This window comes from Candidatus Zixiibacteriota bacterium (genome assembly GCA_029860345.1).
Taxonomy (GTDB): Bacteria; Zixibacteria; MSB-5A5; order GN15; family FEB-12; genus JAJRTA01.
The window spans coordinates 72,061-95,192 of the sequence record JAOUBJ010000006.1 but is presented as its reverse complement, the minus strand read 5'-3'; the positions used below and the strand labels follow the sequence as shown (position 1 = coordinate 95,192).

The following is a 23,132-nucleotide window of genomic DNA, read 5'->3' as shown; positions in this document are numbered from 1 at the left end:
TTAACAAGGACGGTAGATTCGGTATTGAGAGGAATACACTAATCTAGAGGAAGGGATACACTCATGGCTACCAAACACACCAGCTTGTTTCTGACAGGACTGTTTGCAGTGGTGCTAATGGCAACACCGCCGGTCATGGCCGAGGAAGGGAACCTGCTCGACCTGTCTATTGAGGAACTAATGGGCATGGAGTTCACCGAGGAGGCGAAAGAAGGCTTGACCATTTACGGCTACATGAGCGCCAACGTGGAGAAGGTTTTCGGTGAACTGTCGATTGAGAACGGCCAAACGGTGAAGACGACGGCACCACACGAGTGGAGTCTGCCGCACTTTCACCTGTTTGTGCGCGCCAATCCGGCCAAGAACATCGAGACTTTCGTCAACGTCGCCACCGAGGAGATGGAAGTGCGTAATATGTGGGGTAATATCAAAGTCCGCGATGCTCTTCAATTCAAGCTCGGTAAGATGTACCGCAAGTTTGGATTATTCAACGAGAAACTGGACGAAGTGCCGACCTATCTGGGCATCGAGCCGCCGGAACTTTTCGACGGTGACCATTTGATCCTGCCTCGTCTGACCACTTTCGAGGTGCACGGCCAATTCCCCGGTAAGTCGACCACATGGTCCTACAGTCTCTCGACCGACAACGGTGAAAACGGCCCGGCTGAAGACTTGATCCCGCTCGGATGGGATTTGCGGGCGAAGATCCACGGCAAGGCCGTCATCGGCCTGTCCGGTTATCTATCGAATATCGGCTCAGCCGATGTAACGCCGTCCGAAGGCGTCGGTGACGGCTCACCCTCCGGTGGTGTGCTGCCCTGGATGGCCAGCGACAATTATAACGTCATCGGTGGTTTCGCCGAGGTGCAGGTCAAGAACCTGCTCATCAAAGCCGCCTACTGGAAGGCTCACCACGAATTCAAAAGAGATCCGGAAGCCGTCCTGACCGTGGCTCAGAGCACAACCTTGAACGGATTGCAGCGGGGACGTTTCTTCGGCGCCAGTTCAGACCTGGCGACCGATGCGCTCACTGTGGACGATGTGGTCGTCGACGGTAGTTATGACGTCAAGACCGGCTATGTCCGGTTGGGCTATTTTATCTACAGTGAACACGGCACCTTTGCGCCCTTTGTTTTTTGGGATTGGATGAACAACCCGGAGACTATCGCCAAGAAAACTTACGGCGGCGACAATGAGTCGGGTGTGGCCGACGACGGCAAATTCTACAAGTACACGGTAGGTATGTCTTACAAGCCGGTCGACAAAGTGGCCATCAAGTTGGACCACAGCGCCCACATCCAGAAGTTCAACGGCAATACCGAGAGCTATCCCGAGTTTCGGTTTGACGTGTCCTATTTGTTCAATTGATGGCGTCGACATGATCCCTCGGTCGGCCGTTCGGGATTACGCGGCGGCCGGCCACCTGGGCGCTGCCGCCCGGGTGTGGGGGAGTGAAGATAGGCTGACTGCACTAAAGGAGATAGTATGATGTTACGCGTTATTTGCCTGGGCACACTGGTGGCGGTGCTGTTCTTGTCGACAGTACCGAGCCAGGTGGAAGCCGCCGACGCCCCGCCGGAATTAGCTGCTGCCTTGATCGTGAAACTGGTCGGTTTCGAGAAAACGGTGGCCGCCGGTGGGGACATCGCCATCTACGTGATAGGGGCTCAGGAGTGGGCGGCCAAATTGAAGGGGGCCGTTGGTCAGAAGATCGGCAAGGCCACCCTGGCCTCAGTAGACCATGGGGACGGACTGCCGACTGACAAACCGTCGATCCTCTGTTTGGGCGACGCGGCCAAAGTGGCTGACGTAACCGCCTACACCCAAGCTGAGAAAGTGCTGAGCGTTACCAATCAGCCCGACCTGGCAACCGATGGAATCACTCTCGCCCTGGGCGTAGGTGATGACGGCAAGCCGCAGGTAACACTCAATCTGGCTTCCTCCAAAGCGGAGGGACGGGACTGGAATCCGGCCATCATGAAGATTGCAAAGACCGTCAAGTGAACGGGACGACCGTCGTGCAGCACACCTTTGTGGTGTAGCTCACTCGGACAAAGGAGTAGATAATGAAAACTGATTCAATAAGGTTCAAACTGGTCGGTGTGGTGGTCGGCATAGGCGTGGTGCTTGGGCTCTACATGTCGCTGGTGGCGCCATGGCAGGCCCGCTCGCTTGGCGAGGAGGTGCTGGCCAACGATATCCGTTTCATGGCCGACCTGATGGCCGAGAACCTGGCCCTGGGCATTCAGACGATGGAGTTCGATGACGGCGCCGCGCTGGAACACAGCATTGCCGCAGCTCGGCAGGAAGACAACATGGACCACGCCACTGTCTCCGATGTACGGGTCTACGACCGCGACCGGAACTTTCTGCGCAGCCTCAACGGCCAGGAAGGAAGTCGCGGCTCCTTTCAGGATGTGACCGAGCTGGTCGTGCAGGAGACCGATGAGTTGTCGATGACCTGCGCACCGCTGCGTGATTCCGACGGCGCGATGGTCGGATTCGTCGAGATAGATTTCTCCAAACGCTTCCTGGCCGACCGAGCCTCGGCCAATTCGTTGCTGGCTCTGCTGGTCGCTCTGGCCGCGACGGTCATGACCGTCGTGTTAGGCGTCGCCCTCGGCAATCATATAGGCCGACCGATCTCTGAAATGGCCAAAGCTGCCGAAGCGGTGGCCTTAGGCGACATTCGCTGGGCGCCCAACACCAAGTCCAAGGGCGAGGTGGGATTGCTGTCTAAGTCGTTTGAGAAACTAATAGCTTTCTTGCGAGAGTTGAGCGAGGCCTCCGAACGAATAGCCTCAGGCGACTTGACTGTCGACGTGCAGCCGCGCTCGGAGCAGGATGTCCTGGGTGAATCGTTTAAGTCTATGACAAGTAACCTGACCGATATAGTAAGGCAACTCGCCGAGACTTCCATGCAACTGGTGACGGCTGCCCGCGAAATCGCATCTTCGTCGGAGGAGATGTCACGCGGCGCCAACGATCAGGCGCAGCAAGTGGGTCAGGTTTCAACGGCTGTCGAACAGATGAGTGCGACAATTGTAGAGTCGGCCCGAAACGCCGCCGACGCCAAAGAATCCTCAAAGAACGCGGCCGATACCGCCGGAACCGGCGGCCAGATTGTCAGTGACACTATCCAGGGTATGCAGGCTATCGCCGACGTCGTTCGCGAGTCGGCCCAGTCTATCGGTAAACTGGCCAAATCGGCCGATCAGATCGGTGAGATTGTCTCAGTCATTGACGACATCGCCGACCAGACAAACCTGTTGGCTTTGAACGCCGCCATTGAGGCCGCCCGAGCCGGTGAGCAGGGTCGTGGTTTCGCCGTAGTGGCCGACGAGGTTCGCAAATTGGCCGAGCGGACCGGACAAGCGACCGGTGAAATAACCAGCATGATCAAAGGCATCCAAAGCGAGACCAACGAAGCGGTGCAATCGATGGAAACCGGCGTCAAAGAGGTCGACAACGGCCGCGAACTGGCCGACAAAGCCGGCGCCAGTCTCAATGAGATCGTGAATGTCTCGGAGCGCGTCATGGACATGATTCAGCAGATCGCGACCGCCTCCGAGCAGCAGTCAACCGCCGCTGAACAGATATCGAAGAACATTGAAAACGTCGCCTCAATAGTTCAGGACTCAGCCAAGGGGGCCGACCAGTCGTCGGCTGCCGCCGAGGAACTGAATCGTCAAGCCGAGGGTCTTGAGCAGATGGTGGCGCGTTTCAAAGTATCGAAAACGGATTGAATGGAATCAGAAGTGTGTGCTTGATGTTTTGTGTAAGGGAACCGGCGACGCTACCTGAGTCATTGGCTCGGAGCGGTTGTGCACTCCGGGTCTGCGGAGCGAGGTGCAGCAGACCCGGGACTTCTGCTGCCTGAACTCCTCTTGCTTCTTGGATGGAGTCGTTAGCCCTCCCCCACAGGGCGTGTGGTCGTCCCCCCGGCCACGCGCCCGTCTTTTTTCTGACCGATACTGATTCCACAGTTTCAACTTCTCAGCCAATGTAATGCCTCAGTCTTTGATCCGGCAATTAGGTGCCGGACGGTACCTGCTCACATCAGTTGCATGCCGATTTGGAGCTTGAGTGTGGCTGTGGATTTTGTTACCTGTATAACACAGCTTAAGGTTATACGAGGCGGTGGCAACGTCCACAGACACAGGAGATGAGAATGACTGCTCAGGAAGCTTATGCAGAACTAATCAGCCACATGAAAGAGATAGCTATCCTTCAATCAACCGGTGGCGTCTTATACTGGGATCAGGAAGCCTACCTGCCCAGGAAAGCCGTTGATCATCGTGCTGAACAAATGGCTCAGATCAGCCGGTTGACGCATCAGTGGTTCACCGATACCAAAATCGACGAGTTGCTTACTACCGTCCAGCAGTCGGACTTGGTGGCCGATCCCGACACTCCGATCGCGGTCAATGTTCGCGAGTGGCGGCGTTTGTATGATCGTGAAACTAAACTGCCGACCGAGTTTGTCTCAGAATTCGCACGGACGACATCAAAAGCGTCGGAAGTGTGGGCACAGGCTCGCAAAGACTCCCAGTTTGCCCAGTTTGCTCCCATTCTTGAGAAGATCATCGATCTGTGCCGCCGCAAAGCTGATTACATAGGCTTCACCACCGAACCGTATGACGCCTTGCTGGATGAATTCGAACCGGGGGCAAAAGTCCAGGAGGTGGAGACGGCTTTCAAGGGGTTGCGCAGTGATCTGGTGGAACTTATCGGCAAGATAAAGGATGCGCCCAGAAAACCGGATATTGGAATTCTCAAACGCCCTTACGACGTCGACCGTCAGCGCGTATTTTCTGAGGCTGTAGCGGCAGCAATAGGCTATGATTTCCAGGCGGGTCGGGTTGATGAAACCGTGCACCCTTCATGCAACGAACTGGGTCCGCTTGATACGCGGATTCTCACTCGGTACTATCCAAATGACATCGCCGAGGGATTGACCGGTGGTATGCACGAGGCCGGCCACGCTCTGTATGACATGACGCGCCCGGACAAAGAGCATTGGGGTACGCCGATGGGTGAAACGGACTCTCTGGCTATCCACGAATCGCAGTCCCGGATGTGGGAGAATATGGTCGGCCGTTCGCGCCAGTTCTGGGTCTACTTCTTTCCGCAGTTGCAACGCCTTTTCCCGGAGGAAACTCAAGGCGTCGGCCTTGACGATTTCCACGCCGCCATGAATTGGGTGTCGCCGTCATATATCCGGGTGGAAGCGGACGAAGCCACCTACAATCTTCACATTATGCTGCGCTTTGAACTTGAGCGAGCTATCATCGCGGGCGATATCAAGGTTGCCGACATCCCAGGTCAGTGGAACGAACGATTCAAGGACTATCTTGGTTTTGAAGTCGACAAGGATGCCAACGGTTGTTTGCAGGATGTTCATTGGTCGCACGGGATTTTCGGTTATTTCCCGACCTACGCTCTTGGCAACATGCATGCCGCCCAATACTGGACGCAGGCACAGAAAGATCTCCCCGGCTTGCTGGATGACTTCTCAAACGGGAAATTCGATCGGTTGTTCTGCTGGCTGGGGGAGAAGATTCACGGCCAGGGCGCCAGATACTACGCCGCCGACTTGTGCAAGCACGTTACCGGCAAACCGCTGTCGCATCGACCGCTGATAGAATACTTGTACGACAAGTATGCGGATATCTACGGCATCAGCCCAGGGTGATCCCCGGAGCAAGCTGGCGTCGATTTTGATTGACAATGTGCATCCACTATGACAGTATGGGAACAACAGGAAGTTCAAAAATGCAGGCGGCCGGCTTGACTGATCGGTGAAGGAGTCGGCGTGTGCGAGGTCAAATCAGGAGGATCAGATGACTAGGAAACTGATGGTGCTGGGTGGGGTGGCCCTGGTGGCCCTAATGTTGGTCGGTGTCCCGGCCTCGGCTCAGGAAAAACCTATACAGCTTGCACTGTTCAACCCGGTGCAACTTTTTCCGGAAGCAATAACCATCAAGGGTTTGCGGCTGAACATGATTTATGGTCGCAATGTCAGCGTTACCGGAGTGGACCTCGGTCTGGTCAATCACACCACTACCGGGCCGTTTCTCGGTTATCAGTGGGGTGCTGTCGGTATGGCTGACTCGGATTTCACCGGCTGGCAGGATTGTTTTGTCAACGTGACCAAAGGTACTATGGAAGGCTTCCAGTCGGGACTGGTTAACCACGCCAACCATGTAAGCGGGGTCCAGCTTGGACTTGTAAACTATGCGGTGACCATGCACGGGCTTCAGATTGGCCTGGTGAATATCATCAAACAGGGCGGACAGTTTCCGGTTTTCCCGATTGTCAACTGGTCGTTCTAAAGCGGTCGCCCAACGCCGACCCAACCGGTCGTGAAAGTCCTTTCGGTCGTCATTGCGAACGAGTCCCGCGTCGCGTGGGACGAGTGCGGCAATCTCTTGCCTCGACTCCGCCCCGGCATGACACGTGTGCAACGAATCGAGATTGCCGCACCACGCAACTTGAAAGCCATTTATGGCCGCGTGGTCCGCAATGAGGTTGACGAGGGTGTATCAATAAGCCAGGACCGTGTGGTCCCCGTGTAATGATGGAACGTAACCAGATGCGCGACCTGGAATTCATCCGAAGTCTTGAGCGAATTGAGGTAGCAGCCTGGTCGGATTTCCACCGGGCGGCCACGGTCGAAGTAGCAGTTGCATGCGGTGTGGACCTGCTGCCCATAGACAACGTCTGTGCCGCGGCTGCGTCGAAAGTCAATGTCCTCGCTTTCAACCGCGTGATAGGGCTTGGGCTTAGAGCACCGACATCGACATCCGATCTGTTCGCGTTGATCGCCCAATACAAGCAGCGCGGCGTACCACGATTCTTCATCCAGGCATGTCTTCCGGTGGTGGGACCTGGTTTGGTCGCGTCTATCGAGGAAGCCGGGCTTTATCATTATAACAACTGGGTAAAACTGTACCGCGCTGCCGAGCCTATTCCCAAATTCACAAGCGATCTCGAAGTTCTGCAGATCACCACCGAACATGCCGAGGCTTTCGGACAGATAGTAGTGGATAGTTTCGAGTGGCCGCAGCCGTTGGTGCCTTGGGTGGCGTCATCGATTGGTCGTCCCGGATGGCGGCATTATATCGCGTTTGACGGTGACACGCCGGTGGCCACGGCGGCTGCGTTCTTTCAAGAGGAATGTGCCTGGATTGACTTCGCTGCGACCTTGCCGGATTACCGCGGACGCGGCGGGCAGGCGGCTCTGCTGGCGCAGCGGGCGATAGATGCAACCGACCTTGGCTGTAAGTGGTTAGTGGTTGAAACCGCCGAACAGACGGCTGAACAATCGGCGCCGTCGTATCGTAATATGGTACGCTACGGATTCGAGGTAGCCTATATCCGCCCAAACTACCTGTTTACCGCCGACACGATCTGATGTTTTCCGGCTCAGGTTTGCCGATCACTGCCACCAAAGAGCTTGTGATCCAGCGAGTACTTCCCCGGTCCGGCCATCAGAATAGTCAGCAGAGGCACCAGATAGAGCATCGCGAACTCCTTCTTAGCCCAGGGATCAGCGCCGTGGACAACAAAGGCGGCGACCATCATGGTCACGATCAAGGGAATAGCTGCCGCCCTGGTAAGCAGGCCCAACAGTATGGCCAGAGCACAGAAAAACTCGGCGAATACAGTCAGTCCCAGAGACAGCGCCGAACCAACCCCCAGTGGGTCCGAAAAGCTTTCTGACCTCTCGGCAAATCCGATCAACTTCCCCCAACCATGACTGAAGGCCATCATCAATCCCAAACCTACTCGGAGCACCAGCAGCCCCAAATCCACCTGCGCCCGACGATAGCGATCCTGCTTTTTATCCAGCAGCCAACTCAAAACAGTGTTGCTCACAATATTCCTTTCAAGGCCAGGTCTTCAGTTGCGAACAACGGGTAGTAAAGTGAAGAGGATTAGTCAACTTATAACTCGTGGCTGTCTGTCTGTTAATCCAGTGATTGCGAAAACGTCGGATATTGGTTACATAGGAGGCTGAGATCGGTATGATACAGGCTTGGGTTTCAAAAAGGAGATTCGAATATGTCAGGGTCCGATAAAAAAGGCGTGATAGGTATCTTAACCGGCGGTGGCGATGTTCCCGGATTGAATCCGGCCATCAGAGCTGTCACGATCCGAGCTATCCGCGAAGGATATCAGGTGGTGGGCCTCAGGCGGGGCTGGTCCGGTATCATGGAGATCATTCGCGATCCCCAGGTTGACAACAGCAATCAGTTTCAGGTTCTCAGCGAGGAAATCGTCAACAAAGCCGGGCGGACCGGCGGTACATTCCTGCACACATCTCGCACACATCCGGGCCGGGTGGCCAAAGCGGGCGTACCGGAACACTTGCGGAAGGATTACAACGACGAGATCAACGATCTGACCGGCGAGGTGCTCAAGAATCTCGACTTTCTGGGGATAGATTTTCTTATACCGATTGGCGGCGATGACACTCTCAGCTACGGTGTGCGTCTCTACAAGGAAGGCGTCAAGGTTCTCGCAATTCCAAAAACGATGGACAACGACGTACCCGGCACCGATTATTGCATCGGTTTCAGCACCTGCGTCACCCGCACCATTCAGATGACCAACTCGCTACGAACTTCGGCCGGTTCGCATGAGCGGTTTCTCGTTCTTGAAGTATTTGGGCGGTATGCAGGCTTCACGGCCATGCTGCCCACTATGGCCGGGGCGGCCAATCGCTGTGTTATCCCCGAGCACAAGTTCGATGTCGGACGACTGACGGAATTGCTGGCCCATGATCGACGGGTCAATCCCAGTAATTACTCGGTTGTCCTCGTGTCTGAAGGAGCCATCTTTGAAGGCAGCGAGATGGTGTTCAAAGACCATGAAAAAGACGCTTTCGGTCATGCCAAACTGGGCGGTATCGGCGAGTTGGTGTCGGCACAATTGAAGGACATGTCTTCGGAGTTCAACAAAGGCAAGCCGATCAATGTCATCAATCAAAAACTGGGCTACCTGGTGCGGGGCGGTGATCCGGATGCTATCGATTCTGTTGTGCCGATGGCCTACGGTAATCTGGCTCTCGATTTGGTGCTTAAAGGGATCCATGGCAGACTGGTGGTGCTGAAGAACGGTCGCTATGATGACATGCCTCTCGACGTTGTTACCAGTTCCAAGAAATACGTCGACGTGGCCAAGCATTACGACACAAACCGGCTGCGCCCTCAGTACAAAAGTTTCGAAATGCAACCGCTGTTTCTCATGACCGGTGAGTAGACTGCGATAAACCGCCTTCTGGCGCTACGCCCCTTGAGTGTGCCGGAGTGATCTTCGGATCGCGCCGGATGCCGTGGCCGAGCCATTCCCGCATCCAAATTGTAAATCCCGCGCCCATTTGTCATTCCCGCGCCCAATTTGTCATTCCCGCGCCCAATTTGTCATTCCCGCGCAGGCGGGAATCCATCTTCTCTTAGTAGCGTGGCCACCCTTCTTCATGAGAAGAGAGACCTGACCTACAAGAGGCTTCGAATACAGACCTGGATTCCGGCCTTGGCCGGAATGACACTAAGAATCCACCCGTTGCTTCGCTCTAGATGGCGTTCCGTGAGTCCTACCGAGCGTTCATGGTTCGACTCCGCTCACCATGAGGGGGTGGCCGGATTGCTGTTGTAGGTCAGTACCATTGCGGTTCCGACACGGTCAAGCCGTGATCCTCCAGGATTGGCGGGTTCACGCCACGTCGCGCAGGCGCAGACGGACCCGACCTACTCGTCTCCGCTCGCCTGTCTCAAAGATAGATAATTCCAACAAAAATCTTGCCGTTAGAAAGTTAGCGCGGTATAATGATTAACACCCTCAATGTTGAAGATACTTAACGTAATTGTGGAGGTGTGTTCAAATGCAAAACCCAATCAATTTGGCGGGCGTCATTCTGTGCCTTGGTCTGCTTTTTGTCTCGTGCACGGGCGACAAGGACACTGGGGAAATCATCCCGGCGCCGGAGGAGATCATCTCGGCACACACATCGGGAGTGATCTCGCGCGAAAGTAGTATCGGAATTCGTTTTGTTAACGACATAGTCGATACCAGCGAAGTCAACCTGCCGCTCACAGGTTCGCAGCTGATCTTTGAACCGGAGCTTGAGGGTGTGCTTTTGTTCAGTGACAAGAACCGTCTTGAATTTCGCCCCGCTGAACGGCTGCCGGCCGGGCAAACCTATCATGTCACTGTGTTCCTGGCGGACTTTGTTGAAGGACAGTTGAGGCAGGACAGATTCAGTTTTGAGTTCACCGTTATGACCCAGTCGTTCACGGTCAACGTCGAGGGCTTGCAGATCGTGGATGAGAAGGTACTGGCCATACAACAGTTGAACGGCCGCCTGCTAACGGCTGATGCCGAGTATGCCTCGGGTGTCGAGCAACTGCTCATAGCCGAGCAGGCAGGTAGAGAACTGCCGATTAGCTGGCGCCACGATGACGATCAACGGATGCACGTCTTTGTAGTCGATAGCGTCTTCAGGGGTGACGACTCATCGCTGGTCCTTTTGGAATGGGACGGCGATCCCATTGGTGTCGATCTTGAAGGCAGGCAGGAGGTGGTTATCCCGCCGGTCAACACATTCAGCGTTACGCAGTTTCGAGCCGTGCAGGATAGAGAACAGTATGTAGAGATTCGGTTCAGTGATCCGGTTCAAAAAGATCAAAGCCTGGGCGGGTTGATCACTGTTGAGAAAGTGCAGCGCCCACGTTTCAGTATCGACGGCAACGTAGTGCGCGTCTACAATCAGAATCAATGGATTGGGGATGTCAGCGTGACTATCGCAGCCGGTGTGCAAAATAGTCTGGGCCAGAAGCTTCGCGGTGTAACTTCGCAAAGCGTCAGTTTCCCACAGACCAATCCGGCTCTCAGATTCGTTGGGCAGGGTGTGATAGTCCCGGGCACCGAAGGACTGACTGTGCCCTTCGAGGCGGTCAATCTGCGTGCGGTGGTGGTGGAAGCTACGCCGATCGCTGAGGGCAGTATGTCGCAGTTTTTGCAGGTCAATGATCTGAAAGGTGGACGGGAGATGCGAAGGGTCGGTCGCGTTGTTTGGAAGGAGACGGTGCCGTTGGACCTGGTCATGGGTCGGGTTAACGAGTGGATTCGTTACGGTCTGGACGTTCGTCCGCTGGTTGAGAACCATCCGGCCGGGCTGTATCATCTTACCCTAAGTTTCCAGCGCCGCCACGTGATGTATCCCTGCCGGGACACCGACGCCGACTGGCGACCGAACGAGTTGTGGCAAAGTGGTTGGGATAGCCCGCTTGAGAACTCCAATTGGGAAGCCATGGAGACAGCCGCCGGGATCGGATGGCGCGAAATGAACGAGCATCGCAACGATCCCTGCCATCCGGCCTACTACAAGGGCTATTGGTCACAGGGTCACACCGTCTCGCGCAATGTTCTAATGTCGGACATGGGACTGATCGCCAAGAAAGGCGCCAACGACAGTGTACTGGTGGTGGCCACCGATATCGGAACAACCAAGCCGTTGAGCGGTGTTGATGTCACGCTGTATGATTACGCGCAGACCGGTGTGGGCAGTGCCGTCACCGACGGGCGGGGCATGGCTGTTATCCATACCGAGCAAACGCCTTTTCTGCTGGTTGCCAAACGAGGCGACCAAACCGGGTACCTGCGCCTGGCCGATGGAACATCGCTGTCGGTCAGTCATTTTGATGTAGCCGGCGAGTCGGTAGCCGGTGGCTTCAAGGGTTTTCTGTACGGCGAACGGGGCGTGTGGCGTCCGGGTGACTCGTTGTTCATCACGTTTTTGTTGATGGATAAAACAGGCCAACTGCCCCTTACGCACCCGCTGAGATTCGAGTTGCACGACTCACGCGGTCAGCTTGTAACTTCCTTCAATCGCAAACAAACGCAGAACGGCTGCTATGTTTTCAGGCTGGCCACATCGCCCGACGCTCCCACCGGAAACTGGAAGGCCCGGGTCAAGCTGGGCGGCGCCACCTTTGAGAAGAAACTCAAGATCGAAACAGTCATGCCAAACCGACTCAAAGTCAATCTCGACTTTGGAGATGAGCCCGACTATATCTGGGGTGATACTCTGGACGGCAGCCTCTCGGCAGCCTGGTTGCACGGCGCACCGGCTAAGCAACTAAAATCGGATATCGAAGTCACTTTTGCATCGACGCGCACTCGGTTTGAAGGCTACGATGAGTTTGTTTTCGATGATCAGGCAGCGCGGTTCAGGCCGGAAAGCCACATGCTGTGGGAAGGCAATCTGGACGACACCGGGTATACTTCGCTTCAACCGTCGGTTCAAATCAAGATGACGGCTCCCGGTATGCTGAGAGCGGCCTTTCGCACCCGCGTTTACGAGCCGGGCGGCGCTTTCAGTGTGGACTACAGCAGCAAGCGCTACCACCCGTTTACTCGCTATGTCGGCCTTCGCGTGCCCAGAGGAGATCGCAGGCGCGGTATGCTATTGACCGATACTACTCATACTATCAAGTTGGCCATGGTAGATCGGTCGGGTGAACCGGTGTCCTCCGGGACGGTCGAAGTGAAGCTGTACAGAATCCACTGGCGCTGGTGGTGGGAGAAGGGTGACGAATCACCGGCTGACTATATAGGACGCACCGGCTATGAACCGCTCGATGTTGACACGGTCCGGATCAAGGGAGGCTTAGCAGAATACGATTTCCGAGTCAACCATCCCAACTGGGGTCGTTTCCTGGTGCGTGCCCGTGATCTTGAAGAGAACCACCAGACCGGTAAGATATTCTACGCCGACTGGCCGGGCTGGGCCGGACGAGCCCGCAAAGATGCGCCGGGGGCGGCCAATGTGCTGACCTTCTCGTCTGATAAGGAGGAGTACCAAGTGGGGGAGCAGGTCGTCTTGAATATTCCCACCGGTCAAGCCGGTCGCGCCCTGGTAAGTATCGAGTCCGGCAGCCGCGTTGTTAAAGCGGATTGGATCGAGGCGGGCGAGGAACCGACGCGCTACCAGTTTGCGGCAACCGAGGATATGGCGCCCAACGTTTATGCCCACGTAACATTCGTGCAACCACATCTACAAGCCGGAAACGATCTACCCATTCGCATGTACGGTGTCATTCCGATCAAGGTCACTGATCCGGGGACGAAACTCGCGCCGATGATCACCGCACCGAGTGTGCTAACACCCTCGGATACGGCCGAATTCGCCGTGAGTGAGGCAAGCGGGCGGGCCATGACCTATACTGTGGCGATAGTCGATGAGGGTCTCCTGGACCTTACCCGCTTTCCCACGCCGGACCCCTGGAACCATTTCTACAGGCGTGAAGCGCTGGGGGTCAAGACTTGGGATCTATTCGACATGGTGGCCGGCGCCTATGGCGGAAAGCTCGAACAGTTGCTGGCTATCGGCGGTGGTGAGTCGGCCGGCGAAAAAGGAAGCAGGAAGGCTAACCGATTTGTGCCTATGGTGAGGTTTATGGGTCCGTTTGCGCTACCGGCCCAAGACAGCCGGACGCACCGGGTCGATATCCCGCAATATGTCGGATCGGTCCGGATGATGGTTGTGGCTGGACGAGACGGCGCTTTCGGCGCCACCGAAAAGACAATGCCGGTGCGGAAGCCGTTGATGATTCTGGGCACCCTGCCACGCTCTATGGTTACCGAAGAAACCGTTGATTTGCCGATCTCGGTGTTCGCTTTGGAGCCATCGGTGAACAATGTCGATGTTAGCGTCGATGTCGAAGGTGCTCTGAGTGTCGAGGGCGCCACAACTGAAAGCATCACATTCTCCTCGCTTGGCGATCAACTGGTCACGTTCAAACTAAAGTCTGGATTCATACCCGGTCCGGCCAAGGTGGTCATGCGCGCCACCGGCGGCGGTGAAACAGCCGAACAGGTGATAGAGCTTGAGGTCAAGCCGCCCGGTTTCCCGGTCGTCGATGTGGTCGATCAGGCGGTGGGTGCGGACAAGACCTGGACGTCAAAACTGTCGCTGCCCGGCTCACCCGGCACCAATTCGGCGACGCTCGAAGTGTCGCGAATACCGCCATTGAATCTAGCCCAACGACTGAGTTACCTGATACGATACCCGCATGGCTGTGTGGAGCAGACAACATCCGCTGCTTTCCCACAACTCTATTTGAGCGCTCTGTTGAACCTGAGACCGAAGCGCCAGGATGCGATCCAGAACAATATCCAAGCGGCTATCCACAAACTACCAAGATTCCAGGCGTCCGACGGTGGTTTTGGGTACTGGCGAGGGGCCGGCAGTTCCAACGACTGGTGTTCCAGTTATGCCGGACACTTTCTGCTGGAGGCGGCCCGCATCGGTTACGCCCTGCCCAGTGGCGTGATGGAGCAGTGGGAAAAATATCAACGCAAAGCAGCGGCAGCGTGGGTCAGGCATGAGACGCGATCTGAGCTTGCTCAGGCATATCGACTCTATACGCTGGCCCTGGCCGGTGTGCCGGAGTTGGGAGCCATGAACCGACTGAAAGAGGAGTCGTCGCTGCCTGAGGCAGCCATCTGGCGTTTGGCTGCAGCCTACCAGTTGGCCGGGCAGCCGGAGGTGGCGGAACAGATGGTAGAGAATCTCGACGTAACCGTTAAAGAGTATCAGGAACTTTCTTATACCTACGGCTCCAACGTTCGTGACGAGGCGATGATACTGGAAACGTTGTGCTTGTTGAAGCAGATGGATCGGGCCATGCCGGTTGTGCAGGAGATTTCTCGCGTGTTGTGCGCCCGAAGATACCTCAGCACCCAGTCGACGGCTTTTGCTCTGATCGCAATGGCCCGCTATGCCGGGATCACCAGGTTGGATGACAAGTGGGGCTTTCGCTACACCTGGAATCATGATCCGCCCCGACTGGTTACCGAATCGGCACCGCTGGTGCAGTTGCCACTCCCCGTCACCGACGATACCACCGGAGTCGTGACAGTCATCAACAAAATGGACTATCCGCTTTTCGCGCGCCTGGTTTTGGAAGGTACGCCGCCGGCCGGTCGGGAGAAGGCTGCCGCCAATGGACTGACGCTTAAGGTGCGGTATACGACACCCAAAGGGGAGACGCTGGCGGTCTCAAAGTTGGAGCAGGGGACGGATATCGTCGCCGAGGTCACGGTGACTCACTCGGGCAACGACTATCGTCACTACCGCGAGCTCGCATTGGCCGCTATCATGCCCTCCGGATGGGAGATTCGTAACCAACGCATGGAGAGTCAATCGGCCACTACCAATTCCCGGTTCAACTTTCAGGACATTCGTGACGACCGTGTTTACACCTACTTTGACCTTCGCAGGGACAAGTCCAGGACCTATCGTTTTCTGATGAACGCCAGTTACCTTGGACGATTCTACATGCCGATGGTGCACGTCGAAGCAATGTATGACGCCACGATCAACGCTCGTCAGCCGGGCAGGTGGGTCGAAGTCGTAAAGCCGGGTAATAAACTGTGATAGTCAGACCATGGCACATCGGGGCTTTGATAGTCACACCTCGACGGATACTCATCGCAGCTTTGGTCTGTATCTGCCTGGTCTGGTTCTGGACCTGCTTGCCGTCGCCGTTGTTTGAGGACCCATACTCTACGGTCATTCTGGATTGCGAGGGTGGACTGTTGGGGGCTACTATCGCCGCCGATGAACAGTGGCGCTTCCCGCCGGGTGCATCGGTTCCCAATCGATTCGCTCAAGCCTTGATCGCCTTTGAGGACCAACGGTTCTACCGACATCCCGGTGTGGACCCACTGGCGTTGGTCCGTGCGATGTGGCAGAATGTGAGTTCCCGACGGGTGGTATCAGGCGCCAGCACGCTCACCATGCAGACGATCCGTTTGTCCAGACGTGGCCGGGCGCGCACGGTCGTTGAGAAGATGCTGGAGATGGCTATGGCGCTCAGGTTGGAGTTGTCGACCGACAAAGAACGTATTCTGTCTCTGTATAGTTCGCACGCGCCGTTCGGTGGTAACGTGGTCGGACTTGAGGCGGCCGCCTGGCGCTATTTCGGACGTCGACCCGAGCAACTCTCCTGGGCCGAGGCGGCCATGCTGGCGGTCTTGCCGAACAGTCCGGCCCTTATCCATCCCGGTCGCAACCGAGATGCGTTGTTGGGCAAGCGTGATCGACTTCTGGGCAGGTTGTGGCGGCAAGGTGTTATTGATTCCGTAAGCTGCGCGCTGGCTCGGATGGAACCTCTTCCGCTCAAACCGCATCCTCTGCCGAGCGCGGCGCCGCACCTGTTGGCTCGGCACAAAGCTGAAACCAAACGACGAAATGAATACGACGGAGCCGCGAGAGCAGCCACCACCGGCGCATCACGTTTGACCACGACTTTGGATGGATACATACAGCGACGAGCCTCCGCTGTCGTAGCCAAGCATCTTGAATCACTGGCCGGTAACGGTGTCCATAACGCCGCGGCGATTATTCTGGATGTCTCTACCGGTGCGGTGATTGCCTACGTTGGTAACGCCTGGGACAGTGTGTCGGCGGATCACCATCACCATGTCGATGTGATAACTTCGCCACGCAGTACCGGCAGCATTCTCAAACCTCTGTTGTACGGCGGAATGATGCAGTCCGGAGAACTACTTCCGGAGGAGCTGGTGGCCGACGTCCCCATACGCATTGCCGGTTTCGCCCCCGAGAACTACAGCCGAACTTACCAGGGAGCCGTTCCCGCCTCGGCGGCTCTGGCCCGTTCATTGAATGTTCCGGCTGTTCGAATGCTCCACTCTTATGGCGGCAGTCGCTTTTACTCTCTTTTGAGTCGACTGGGCATGTCAACCTTGCACCGTAAGGCCACCGACTACGGACTGTCACTTATTCTGGGTGGAGCCGAAGGTACTTTGTGGGACCTTACCGGGATCTACGCCGGTATGGCCCGCCAGGTCAATAATCACTTCATATCCAAATCAGAAGACACGCGCGTTTTCTTTGCGCCTTTGTATGATACATTGTCGGGGACGGTATCGGACAAACCGGCAGGTGGTATCCGGTCGTCGCGCTCCACGATCACCGCCGCACCTCTGGATGCAGCCGCCTGTTGGCTGACCTTGAAAGCCATGCTTGAAGTCACCCGTCCGGATGAAGAGAGCACCTGGCGCGAGTTCACGTCGTCGCGCCAGGTGGCCTGGAAAACCGCTACCAGCCAGGGTTTTCGCGATGCCTGGGCGATCGGTGTGACGCCCGCCCATGCCGTCGGCGTGTGGGTCGGTAACGCCGATGGCGAAGGACGACCCGGCTTGACCGGGCTTGCCGCAGCCGCGCCGATTCTGTTCGATCTGTTCGGGTTGCTACCTGCGTCCGACTGGTTCGACTGCCCCGAAAGCCGTCTGGTGCAGATCGACGTCTGTGCAAAGAGCGGGTGTCGCATCGGTCCCGATTGTGCATCAACTGTGTCGACATTGGTGCCGCCGTCCGGATTGCACAACAGCTCATGTTCGTATTGCCGCCTCGTTCACTGCGACTCAACTTTGGCCTGGCAAATCAGCACCGACTGTGAACGCCTGGCCGCTCTCAGATCCGTGCCGTGGTTCGTACTGCCGCCCGCGATGGAGTGGTATTACCGGGAGAGCCATGTCGATTACAAACCGTTGCCGCCATTCCGTCCGGATTGTAACGAGTCCGGCGCCGACAGTCGGTCAGGTCCCATGGCTGTTGTTTACCCCGGCTGGAAGGGAAATATCTACGTGCCGTCCCAGCTTGACGGCGTCAGGGGGCGGACAGTTTTCGAAGCAGCCCACCGCGATCCTCGCACCACGATCTTCTGGCACCTTGACGGCGATTACCTGGGGTCGACGGTTGACCTGCATCAGATGTCATTGGCGCCCAAACCGGGTGAGCACAAATTGGTACTGGTGGATGAGGATGGCGCGCGTTCTGAGCGTATCTTTACGGTGTTGATGAAGGATTGACGGCGCACAGCACAGGGGCCACGGAGTCTTTGATGAAACCACCATGGCTTGTTGCGGCAGGTCTTGCGAATTCGTGCAAGCGAATTTGTGTGACCTGCCGCGCAGATCCCACATGTACTTGCGTGTCGGGTCACACCCACACCTTTGGTGTGTCCAAGACCCGACACAACACACGGACAAGCCGTGTCTCTCGCGCATCGTGCGCATTGCCTTGAGCGCCTCAACCGTCGTCATTGCCGGCGAGCGGTATGAGATGCAGGTGCTATAAGGCGACTCGCCTGACAGCTTGTGGCACGCATCGCATTCGTCGGGCGGGGTCGCCCAAGGCCACAAGTGAGGACCGGCGGGTGTCCACATCTGCCGTCTATGTCATGCCGAGCGCAGTCGAGGCATAAGTGACGTTACCTAACGCCGCTTCAGCTTGAGTTGCTTTTGGAGGGACTTCTTGACTCTTCCAGGCGACGTTGATTTGACTTGAATCTCGTCGCATTCGTTAAAAGCAGCCATGTCCCACAACTTGGTGGCCAAAGCGCTCAGGAATCGATCGTCGGAGATGAAATCCGGCTCCAGATGCAACGCACGAACGATCAACAGACGCTTCTTGCGCACCGCTTTGGCGTCAAGGCGGCCGACGAACGCTTCACCCCAAAGAATCGGCAGGCTGAAGTATCCATACCTACGCTTCGGCGCCGGGACATAACATTCCAGCGTATAGTCGAAGTTGAAAAGTTGCTTTAGGCGCTCACGTTGAATGATCATGTTGTCAAACGGTGACAACAGGTGCAGGCGCGGCCGGTTCTTACGCAGGGAGAAACTATGCAGACAATCCGACAGACCATACCATCGGCTATCCCTGTCCCGACCGACAGTGACGCATACAACCTCCCCCGACTCGACCAGGTCGTTGATAGCTGCCGCGATGATCTCCTTGCCGGCGCCGTGAATATGGAAACGAATGTCGTACTCGTTCGCGACACCATAGGCCTCCAGGGCGCGACGTACCAGAAACCGTCCCCACTCGGCATTGGAAGGAACGGTTGTGTCGGTGTCGCTCGGCAGCACTCTTTCGGTCAGGTCGTAGACGCGATGAAAGTTGCGTCGTTCGGTGATCATCAACTCACCCCTGACGAACAACAATTCCAAGGCCACTTTGGTAGGTCGCCAGTCCCACCAGGGACCCCGCTTGCGTTCATCAGTTCGTGCAAAGTCGGCAGAACTCAAGGGACCTTCGTTGCGAATTCTTTTCAGTACTTCCGGCATGAGGTGACCACACTTCTCCAGCCGCTGTTTTTCCCATTTGCTATGGGGATCATCGGAGCGACGCATCCTCGGCAGATAGTAGCGATAATCGATCATCGGCAAATACGATGCGGCATGACCCCAGTACTCGAAGATGCGTCGATCCACGGCCTGAAGTTCGTGCAGCATGTTGAGTTCGTAATCAGGGTGCCGGGTCCAGAGAGTGTGATGGTGAGCGCGTTGAATAACCGCGATGGTATCGAGTTGCACGTAACCGAGTTTCTCGATCACCTGCGCAACACCCTCCTTGCCGTGTGCGAGTTTTGTGCGTCCGTCCAGTAGTTGACGGTGCAGCGCCAGCCGTTTCGCGGCCGACGGGGAGATATGCATCACTGAATGTTTCAAGGCGACATCATTGCGAAAGCTGGGGAGACCTACTGTTAAAGGGCATTCAGGGCGTCCTCGGCTGCATGCAAAAGCGGTTCGGTGGAGATCCCGGTGCCGACCGCCTGGTACATCCAGTGGTCCGGCGTGACCGAACCGATCCTGCACATGCGCTCCATTTCCGAGGCCAGGCCGTGTTGTTTCAAGTGTTGCTCTACTTGAAAGGCGATGATATGGCCCAGCGGATAGTTGGGCAGGTAGAGCGCAGCGTCGATCATGTGCGAATAGATAGCAAGGATCTCGCTATCCGATGATCCAAAGACCGGTGCATAATACTCGTTCCATATTTCTTTGGCCAGACTGATTACGCCGTCGCGCAACTCCGCCGGTGTTGCCTTGGGGTGGTCGTACATCCAATTCCATACGCGCATGTCTAACAAAGCCACGCCGCCGATCTCGTAGGTCGACCAGAGAACATCCAATGTCTTGATATGCTCGGTCGATGCGTCGGGTTCGGCCACGCCCAGCAGTTCCAGGTCGCGCGACTGGAATACAAAGGCGAATCCCTCGGTGAAGGCGGTGTTGGGAACGCCGCGCAATAAAGTGTGGTCAACTTTGGTCAACGACAGAACCTGCTCGACATTGTGTCCGAACTCGTGGATGGCGATGTTGTAGCCCTTGTAATCCATACCGTCGTCGCCGATCCGCGTGCGCAGGCGCGCTTTGTCGACCCGTCGTCCGGGGCCGGAAGCATGACCGATTCCGCGCGACGGATCGATCTCAATGTGTTCCTCCAGGAAAGCCGCGGTTTCGTCATCGAAACCGAGCGTGGTCAGAATCCGTACCATGTCGTTCTGGAAGGCCTGAGCAGTGGGATACTTCTCGCCGACAATTTTGTCCAACTCATCTTCTGAGATACCCGCGCGCGACTTGAATCCGGCATACCATATATCGAAGGGGCGAAGTTTGCGGTCCAGTCGTTGCTCGATCAGTTTCCCGACCTTGGCCACGACATCCGAGGACAACACCGAAATGAGTATTTTTTCAACGTCGTGTTCAGGCATCTCGCGATCCCGTTCAAAGCGACGGTCCATCAATGTCGGCAGATGTGGATAGTACTGGTCGGCTTTTCCCTGAGCGTGAAACATGGCCAACAGATGCCCGTACCGCGTGTCGGGTTCGCGTTGATTGTCATAGCTGTCTCCGGGAGCGCCTTCGGCCGTCCAGCCGGTCGGCAATTGGCCGTCAATATCTGATGCCAGAGTCACTTCATTGGTCGACAGATTCCAGTCGACAGCCGGGTTGTTGACGACCGCCTCAGGTATCTCTTGCCGGATAATTCTGAGCATCAACTCATAGATCATCTCCTGGCGCTCAAGTCCGTCCGGTTCGGCGTAGGCTGCTTTGAGTTCATCGCGCAGGTTCCAATGCGATACCAGTTTGAGTTCGCGGGGGAAGAGGCGTCGGCCGTCCGCAGTCAGCAGATGATGCATGTAAATGTTGTAGGCACCGATATAGGCATCGCCTGCTGTGTACGTACTGCTGATGTGCTGAGATACCTCGGCCGGTACCCGAGCCGAGAACGACGAGGCCAATCGAGCCTGCGCCCAGTAGTCGCGGGTCCAGGCCGGACCACCTTCCAGCAGCTCAGGCAGGCTGTACAGTGGATAGTTCAACAACGCCACGAAAGCTATTTTCGAGGTGAACATGTCCTCGGTCCAATGGGCCGAGGCCGAATAGCGGGCAAACATGTAGTCAATCGGCTGCAAAGGTCCGGTGGCGATGTCCAAATGCCAACTCAGGTCACGGCCCATCTCTCGAAAGTGTCCCCACATGGTTGCAAAGGCATCTTCAAAGCGGTCCGCGGTAACTTGGCGCTGATCGGGATCGGCTATATACTGCGAGGTGCAAAACTGCGCAAACTGTTCGGCTGTACCGTCACTTTCTCTCCAGCGTTCGGCCACCTGTCGAACGCCTCGTGCAATATGTTCATTCGCCGGCGAACCATGCATCTCAACAAGCTGGCCTACAACCGCGGCCACTTGCTCGTCATTTATGTAGCGCGACTGGGCCACAGTGTCGTCCTCAGCCAGCAGAAGCGCGGTTAGAGTCAGCAGTATCAACCATTGACGATTCATAATCAGTATCCTTCCATAATTGCCAATCTGACGCATACGCGAAAACATTGTCCCTCACTTTACAACTCCGGTCTGTTCCTGAAACGGTTCCCACTGACGGCGGTCGGGAGGCTTGGACAGCAGACTCACGATGATAAGACAACCGAGTGAAAGCAGCAGGGCGGGGTACACGGTTGGGATGTCAAACGGTTGCGCCGCCAGTTCCCAGATAATCGTTACGGTCATGCCGGATGCAATGGAACTGACACCGCCTGAGGCTGTAGCTCGTTTCCAGAAGAACGCGGCCATTACGGCGGGCGTAATGCCGACGCCGTACATGGTGTAAGCGTAAATGGCCATCTCAAGCACTTTTTCAAAAAAGCGCACCTGAGCAAAAGCAAACAGACCTAACAGCAGGACAACGTATCGCGAGTATCGCACCATCTGCTCTTGTGAAGCCTTAGGGTTGATGAAGCGCTGATATATGTCGCGCATGATGTTGGTCGCCGGAACCAGCAAGAAAGAATCGGCGGTCGAGACTATCACCGCTACTATTGCCGCCAGGCAGAGGCAACCGACGAACAGCGGCAGTCCGAAACGGACAACGTGCAGGATGACCATCTCCGATTCGATGTCTGTAAAGACGGCGCTGCCAATAATAGCGAGAACGACAATCAGCGCTTCGACAAAGATCGTACCGATGATCCACCCAACGACCGAACGTTTGGCCGTCCGTTCATCTTTTGCCGAGAAAAACCGTTGATACATTCCTGACTCGCCCAACAGTAGCAGCATGGCCGGTAGCGAATAGCCGAGCGCTTCCAACAAGGTCATATCACCCAGCGGCTGCAGGTGCGCGTCGGGCAGGGCTTGTATGACGCCTTCGATTCCACCGGCGTTGTCCAGAAGAAACGGTAGTGCGATCAGCAATCCAATCACCATGATGACGCCGTTGACGACATCGGTGTAGGCCACCGACAACATCCCGGCCAGAATCGTGTAGCCGATCACAAACGCGGCCGTGATGATCATACCCCATTCGACACTGATGCCGGTTACAAGATTGAGCACCATGCCACCGGCTCTGAATTGATAACTGACAATAGCGGTGTAAGCAATGATCGTAACCAGGGTGCCCAGCAGACGAGCCGTGCTGTTGTAGCGCGCCTCCAGAATGTCCGGCACCGTGAACTGGGCGAAGGCGCGTGCCCGCCCCGCTACCAGGTAAAGGACAACGAGGGCCACCCAGACGCCGAGGTTGAACCATAGGGCCGGGATACCTCTGTCGTAGGCCAGCCCCGCCCCGGCGATGATCGAGCCGGAACCGATCCAGGTGGCCAGCAACGTCCCGACCAGTACTTTGGCCGAAAGCCCGCGCCCGGCCACCATAAAGTCTTCCTGTGTCTTGACCGAGCGACTGCGCCAGGCACCGACGCCGATCAAGATGACCAGGTATGCAATTATAACCCAAAAGTATTCCACGCC

General features: G+C 56.3%; 13 protein-coding genes. 9 read left to right on the top strand and 4 right to left on the bottom strand.

Annotated features, from left to right (window positions below):
* Positions 1 to 63: 63 nt before the first annotated feature.
* From OEV49_08055 to OEV49_08030, 6 genes are all read left to right on the top strand, one after another.
* Entirely contained in the window at positions 64 to 1,368 is a 1,305-nt protein-coding gene (locus OEV49_08055; GenBank protein MDH3891026.1) for a hypothetical protein, read from the top strand.
* A 117-nt stretch (positions 1,369 to 1,485) separates the two neighbouring features.
* The gene (locus OEV49_08050; protein ID MDH3891025.1) at positions 1,486 to 2,004 is read left to right on the top strand and encodes a YfiR/HmsC family protein; all 519 of its coding nucleotides are present in this window, start codon (positions 1,486 to 1,488) and stop codon (positions 2,002 to 2,004) included.
* A gap of 62 nt (positions 2,005 to 2,066) precedes the next feature.
* Positions 2,067 to 3,746 (top strand): methyl-accepting chemotaxis protein, encoded by a 1,680-nt coding sequence (locus OEV49_08045; GenBank protein ID MDH3891024.1) that lies wholly within the window; start codon positions 2,067 to 2,069, stop codon positions 3,744 to 3,746.
* A gap of 425 nt (positions 3,747 to 4,171) precedes the next feature.
* Positions 4,172 to 5,695: a carboxypeptidase M32 gene (locus OEV49_08040; GenBank protein ID MDH3891023.1), complete on the top strand. Its 1,524-nt coding sequence runs from the start codon at positions 4,172 to 4,174 to the stop codon at positions 5,693 to 5,695.
* Positions 5,696 to 5,843: 148 nt separating this feature from the next.
* Positions 5,844 to 6,335 (top strand): hypothetical protein, encoded by a 492-nt coding sequence (locus OEV49_08035; protein ID MDH3891022.1) that lies wholly within the window; start codon positions 5,844 to 5,846, stop codon positions 6,333 to 6,335.
* A 242-nt stretch (positions 6,336 to 6,577) separates the two neighbouring features.
* Positions 6,578 to 7,417 carry a GNAT family N-acetyltransferase gene (locus tag OEV49_08030; protein ID MDH3891021.1) on the top strand — a complete coding sequence of 280 codons (840 nt, stop codon included), beginning with the start codon at positions 6,578 to 6,580 and terminating at the stop codon, positions 7,415 to 7,417.
* An 11-nt stretch (positions 7,418 to 7,428) separates the two neighbouring features.
* Here OEV49_08030 and OEV49_08025 read toward each other — a convergent pair whose 3' ends face one another.
* Positions 7,429 to 7,881, bottom strand: a complete 453-nt coding sequence (locus tag OEV49_08025) for a DoxX family protein (protein MDH3891020.1) — start codon at positions 7,879 to 7,881, stop codon at positions 7,429 to 7,431.
* Between the two features lie 186 nt (positions 7,882 to 8,067).
* Here OEV49_08025 and OEV49_08020 point away from each other — a divergent pair, with 186 nt between their 5' ends.
* From OEV49_08020 to pbpC, 3 genes are all read left to right on the top strand, one after another.
* Positions 8,068 to 9,267 carry a 6-phosphofructokinase gene (locus OEV49_08020; protein MDH3891019.1) on the top strand — a complete coding sequence of 400 codons (1,200 nt, stop codon included), beginning with the start codon at positions 8,068 to 8,070 and terminating at the stop codon, positions 9,265 to 9,267.
* A gap of 622 nt (positions 9,268 to 9,889) precedes the next feature.
* On the top strand, positions 9,890 to 15,448 hold the full coding sequence (locus tag OEV49_08015) for an MG2 domain-containing protein (GenBank protein ID MDH3891018.1): 5,559 nt from the start codon (positions 9,890 to 9,892) through the stop codon (positions 15,446 to 15,448).
* Positions 15,445 to 17,907, top strand: coding sequence for a penicillin-binding protein 1C (gene pbpC / locus OEV49_08010; GenBank protein ID MDH3891017.1), 2,463 nt, complete (start codon positions 15,445 to 15,447; stop codon positions 17,905 to 17,907). Before OEV49_08015 ends, pbpC begins: the two co-directional genes overlap by 4 nt.
* 405 nt (positions 17,908 to 18,312) lie before the next feature.
* Here pbpC and OEV49_08005 read toward each other — a convergent pair whose 3' ends face one another.
* From OEV49_08005 to OEV49_07995, 3 genes are read right to left on the bottom strand one after another with little or no spacing between them, the layout of a single operon-like run.
* Positions 18,313 to 19,551 carry a winged helix DNA-binding domain-containing protein gene (locus tag OEV49_08005; protein ID MDH3891016.1) on the bottom strand — a complete coding sequence of 413 codons (1,239 nt, stop codon included), beginning with the start codon at positions 19,549 to 19,551 and terminating at the stop codon, positions 18,313 to 18,315.
* Between the two features lie 35 nt (positions 19,552 to 19,586).
* Complete coding sequence (locus tag OEV49_08000; protein ID MDH3891015.1) at positions 19,587 to 21,668, bottom strand: hypothetical protein; 2,082 nt, start codon at positions 21,666 to 21,668, stop codon at positions 19,587 to 19,589.
* Positions 21,669 to 21,722: 54 nt separating this feature from the next.
* Complete coding sequence (locus OEV49_07995) at positions 21,723 to 23,129, bottom strand: sodium:solute symporter family protein (GenBank protein MDH3891014.1); 1,407 nt, start codon at positions 23,127 to 23,129, stop codon at positions 21,723 to 21,725.
* Positions 23,130 to 23,132 lie beyond the last annotated feature (3 nt).

Bases quoted from the DNA above. Each gene is read 5' to 3' on its own strand.
- OEV49_08055 (MDH3891026.1), top strand. From the start codon at position 64: ATGGCTACCAAACACACCAGCTTGTTTCTGACAGGACTGTTTGCAGTG.
- OEV49_08050 (MDH3891025.1), top strand. From the start codon at position 1,486: ATGATGTTACGCGTTATTTGCCTGGGCACACTGGTGGCGGTGCTGTTC.
- OEV49_08045 (MDH3891024.1), top strand. From the start codon at position 2,067: ATGAAAACTGATTCAATAAGGTTCAAACTGGTCGGTGTGGTGGTCGGC.
- OEV49_08040 (MDH3891023.1), top strand. From the start codon at position 4,172: ATGACTGCTCAGGAAGCTTATGCAGAACTAATCAGCCACATGAAAGAG.
- OEV49_08035 (MDH3891022.1), top strand. From the start codon at position 5,844: ATGACTAGGAAACTGATGGTGCTGGGTGGGGTGGCCCTGGTGGCCCTA.
- OEV49_08030 (MDH3891021.1), top strand. From the start codon at position 6,578: ATGATGGAACGTAACCAGATGCGCGACCTGGAATTCATCCGAAGTCTT.
- OEV49_08020 (MDH3891019.1), top strand. From the start codon at position 8,068: ATGTCAGGGTCCGATAAAAAAGGCGTGATAGGTATCTTAACCGGCGGT.
- OEV49_08015 (MDH3891018.1), top strand. From the start codon at position 9,890: ATGCAAAACCCAATCAATTTGGCGGGCGTCATTCTGTGCCTTGGTCTG.
- OEV49_08000 (MDH3891015.1), bottom strand. From the start codon at position 21,668: ATGAATCGTCAATGGTTGATACTGCTGACTCTAACCGCGCTTCTGCTG.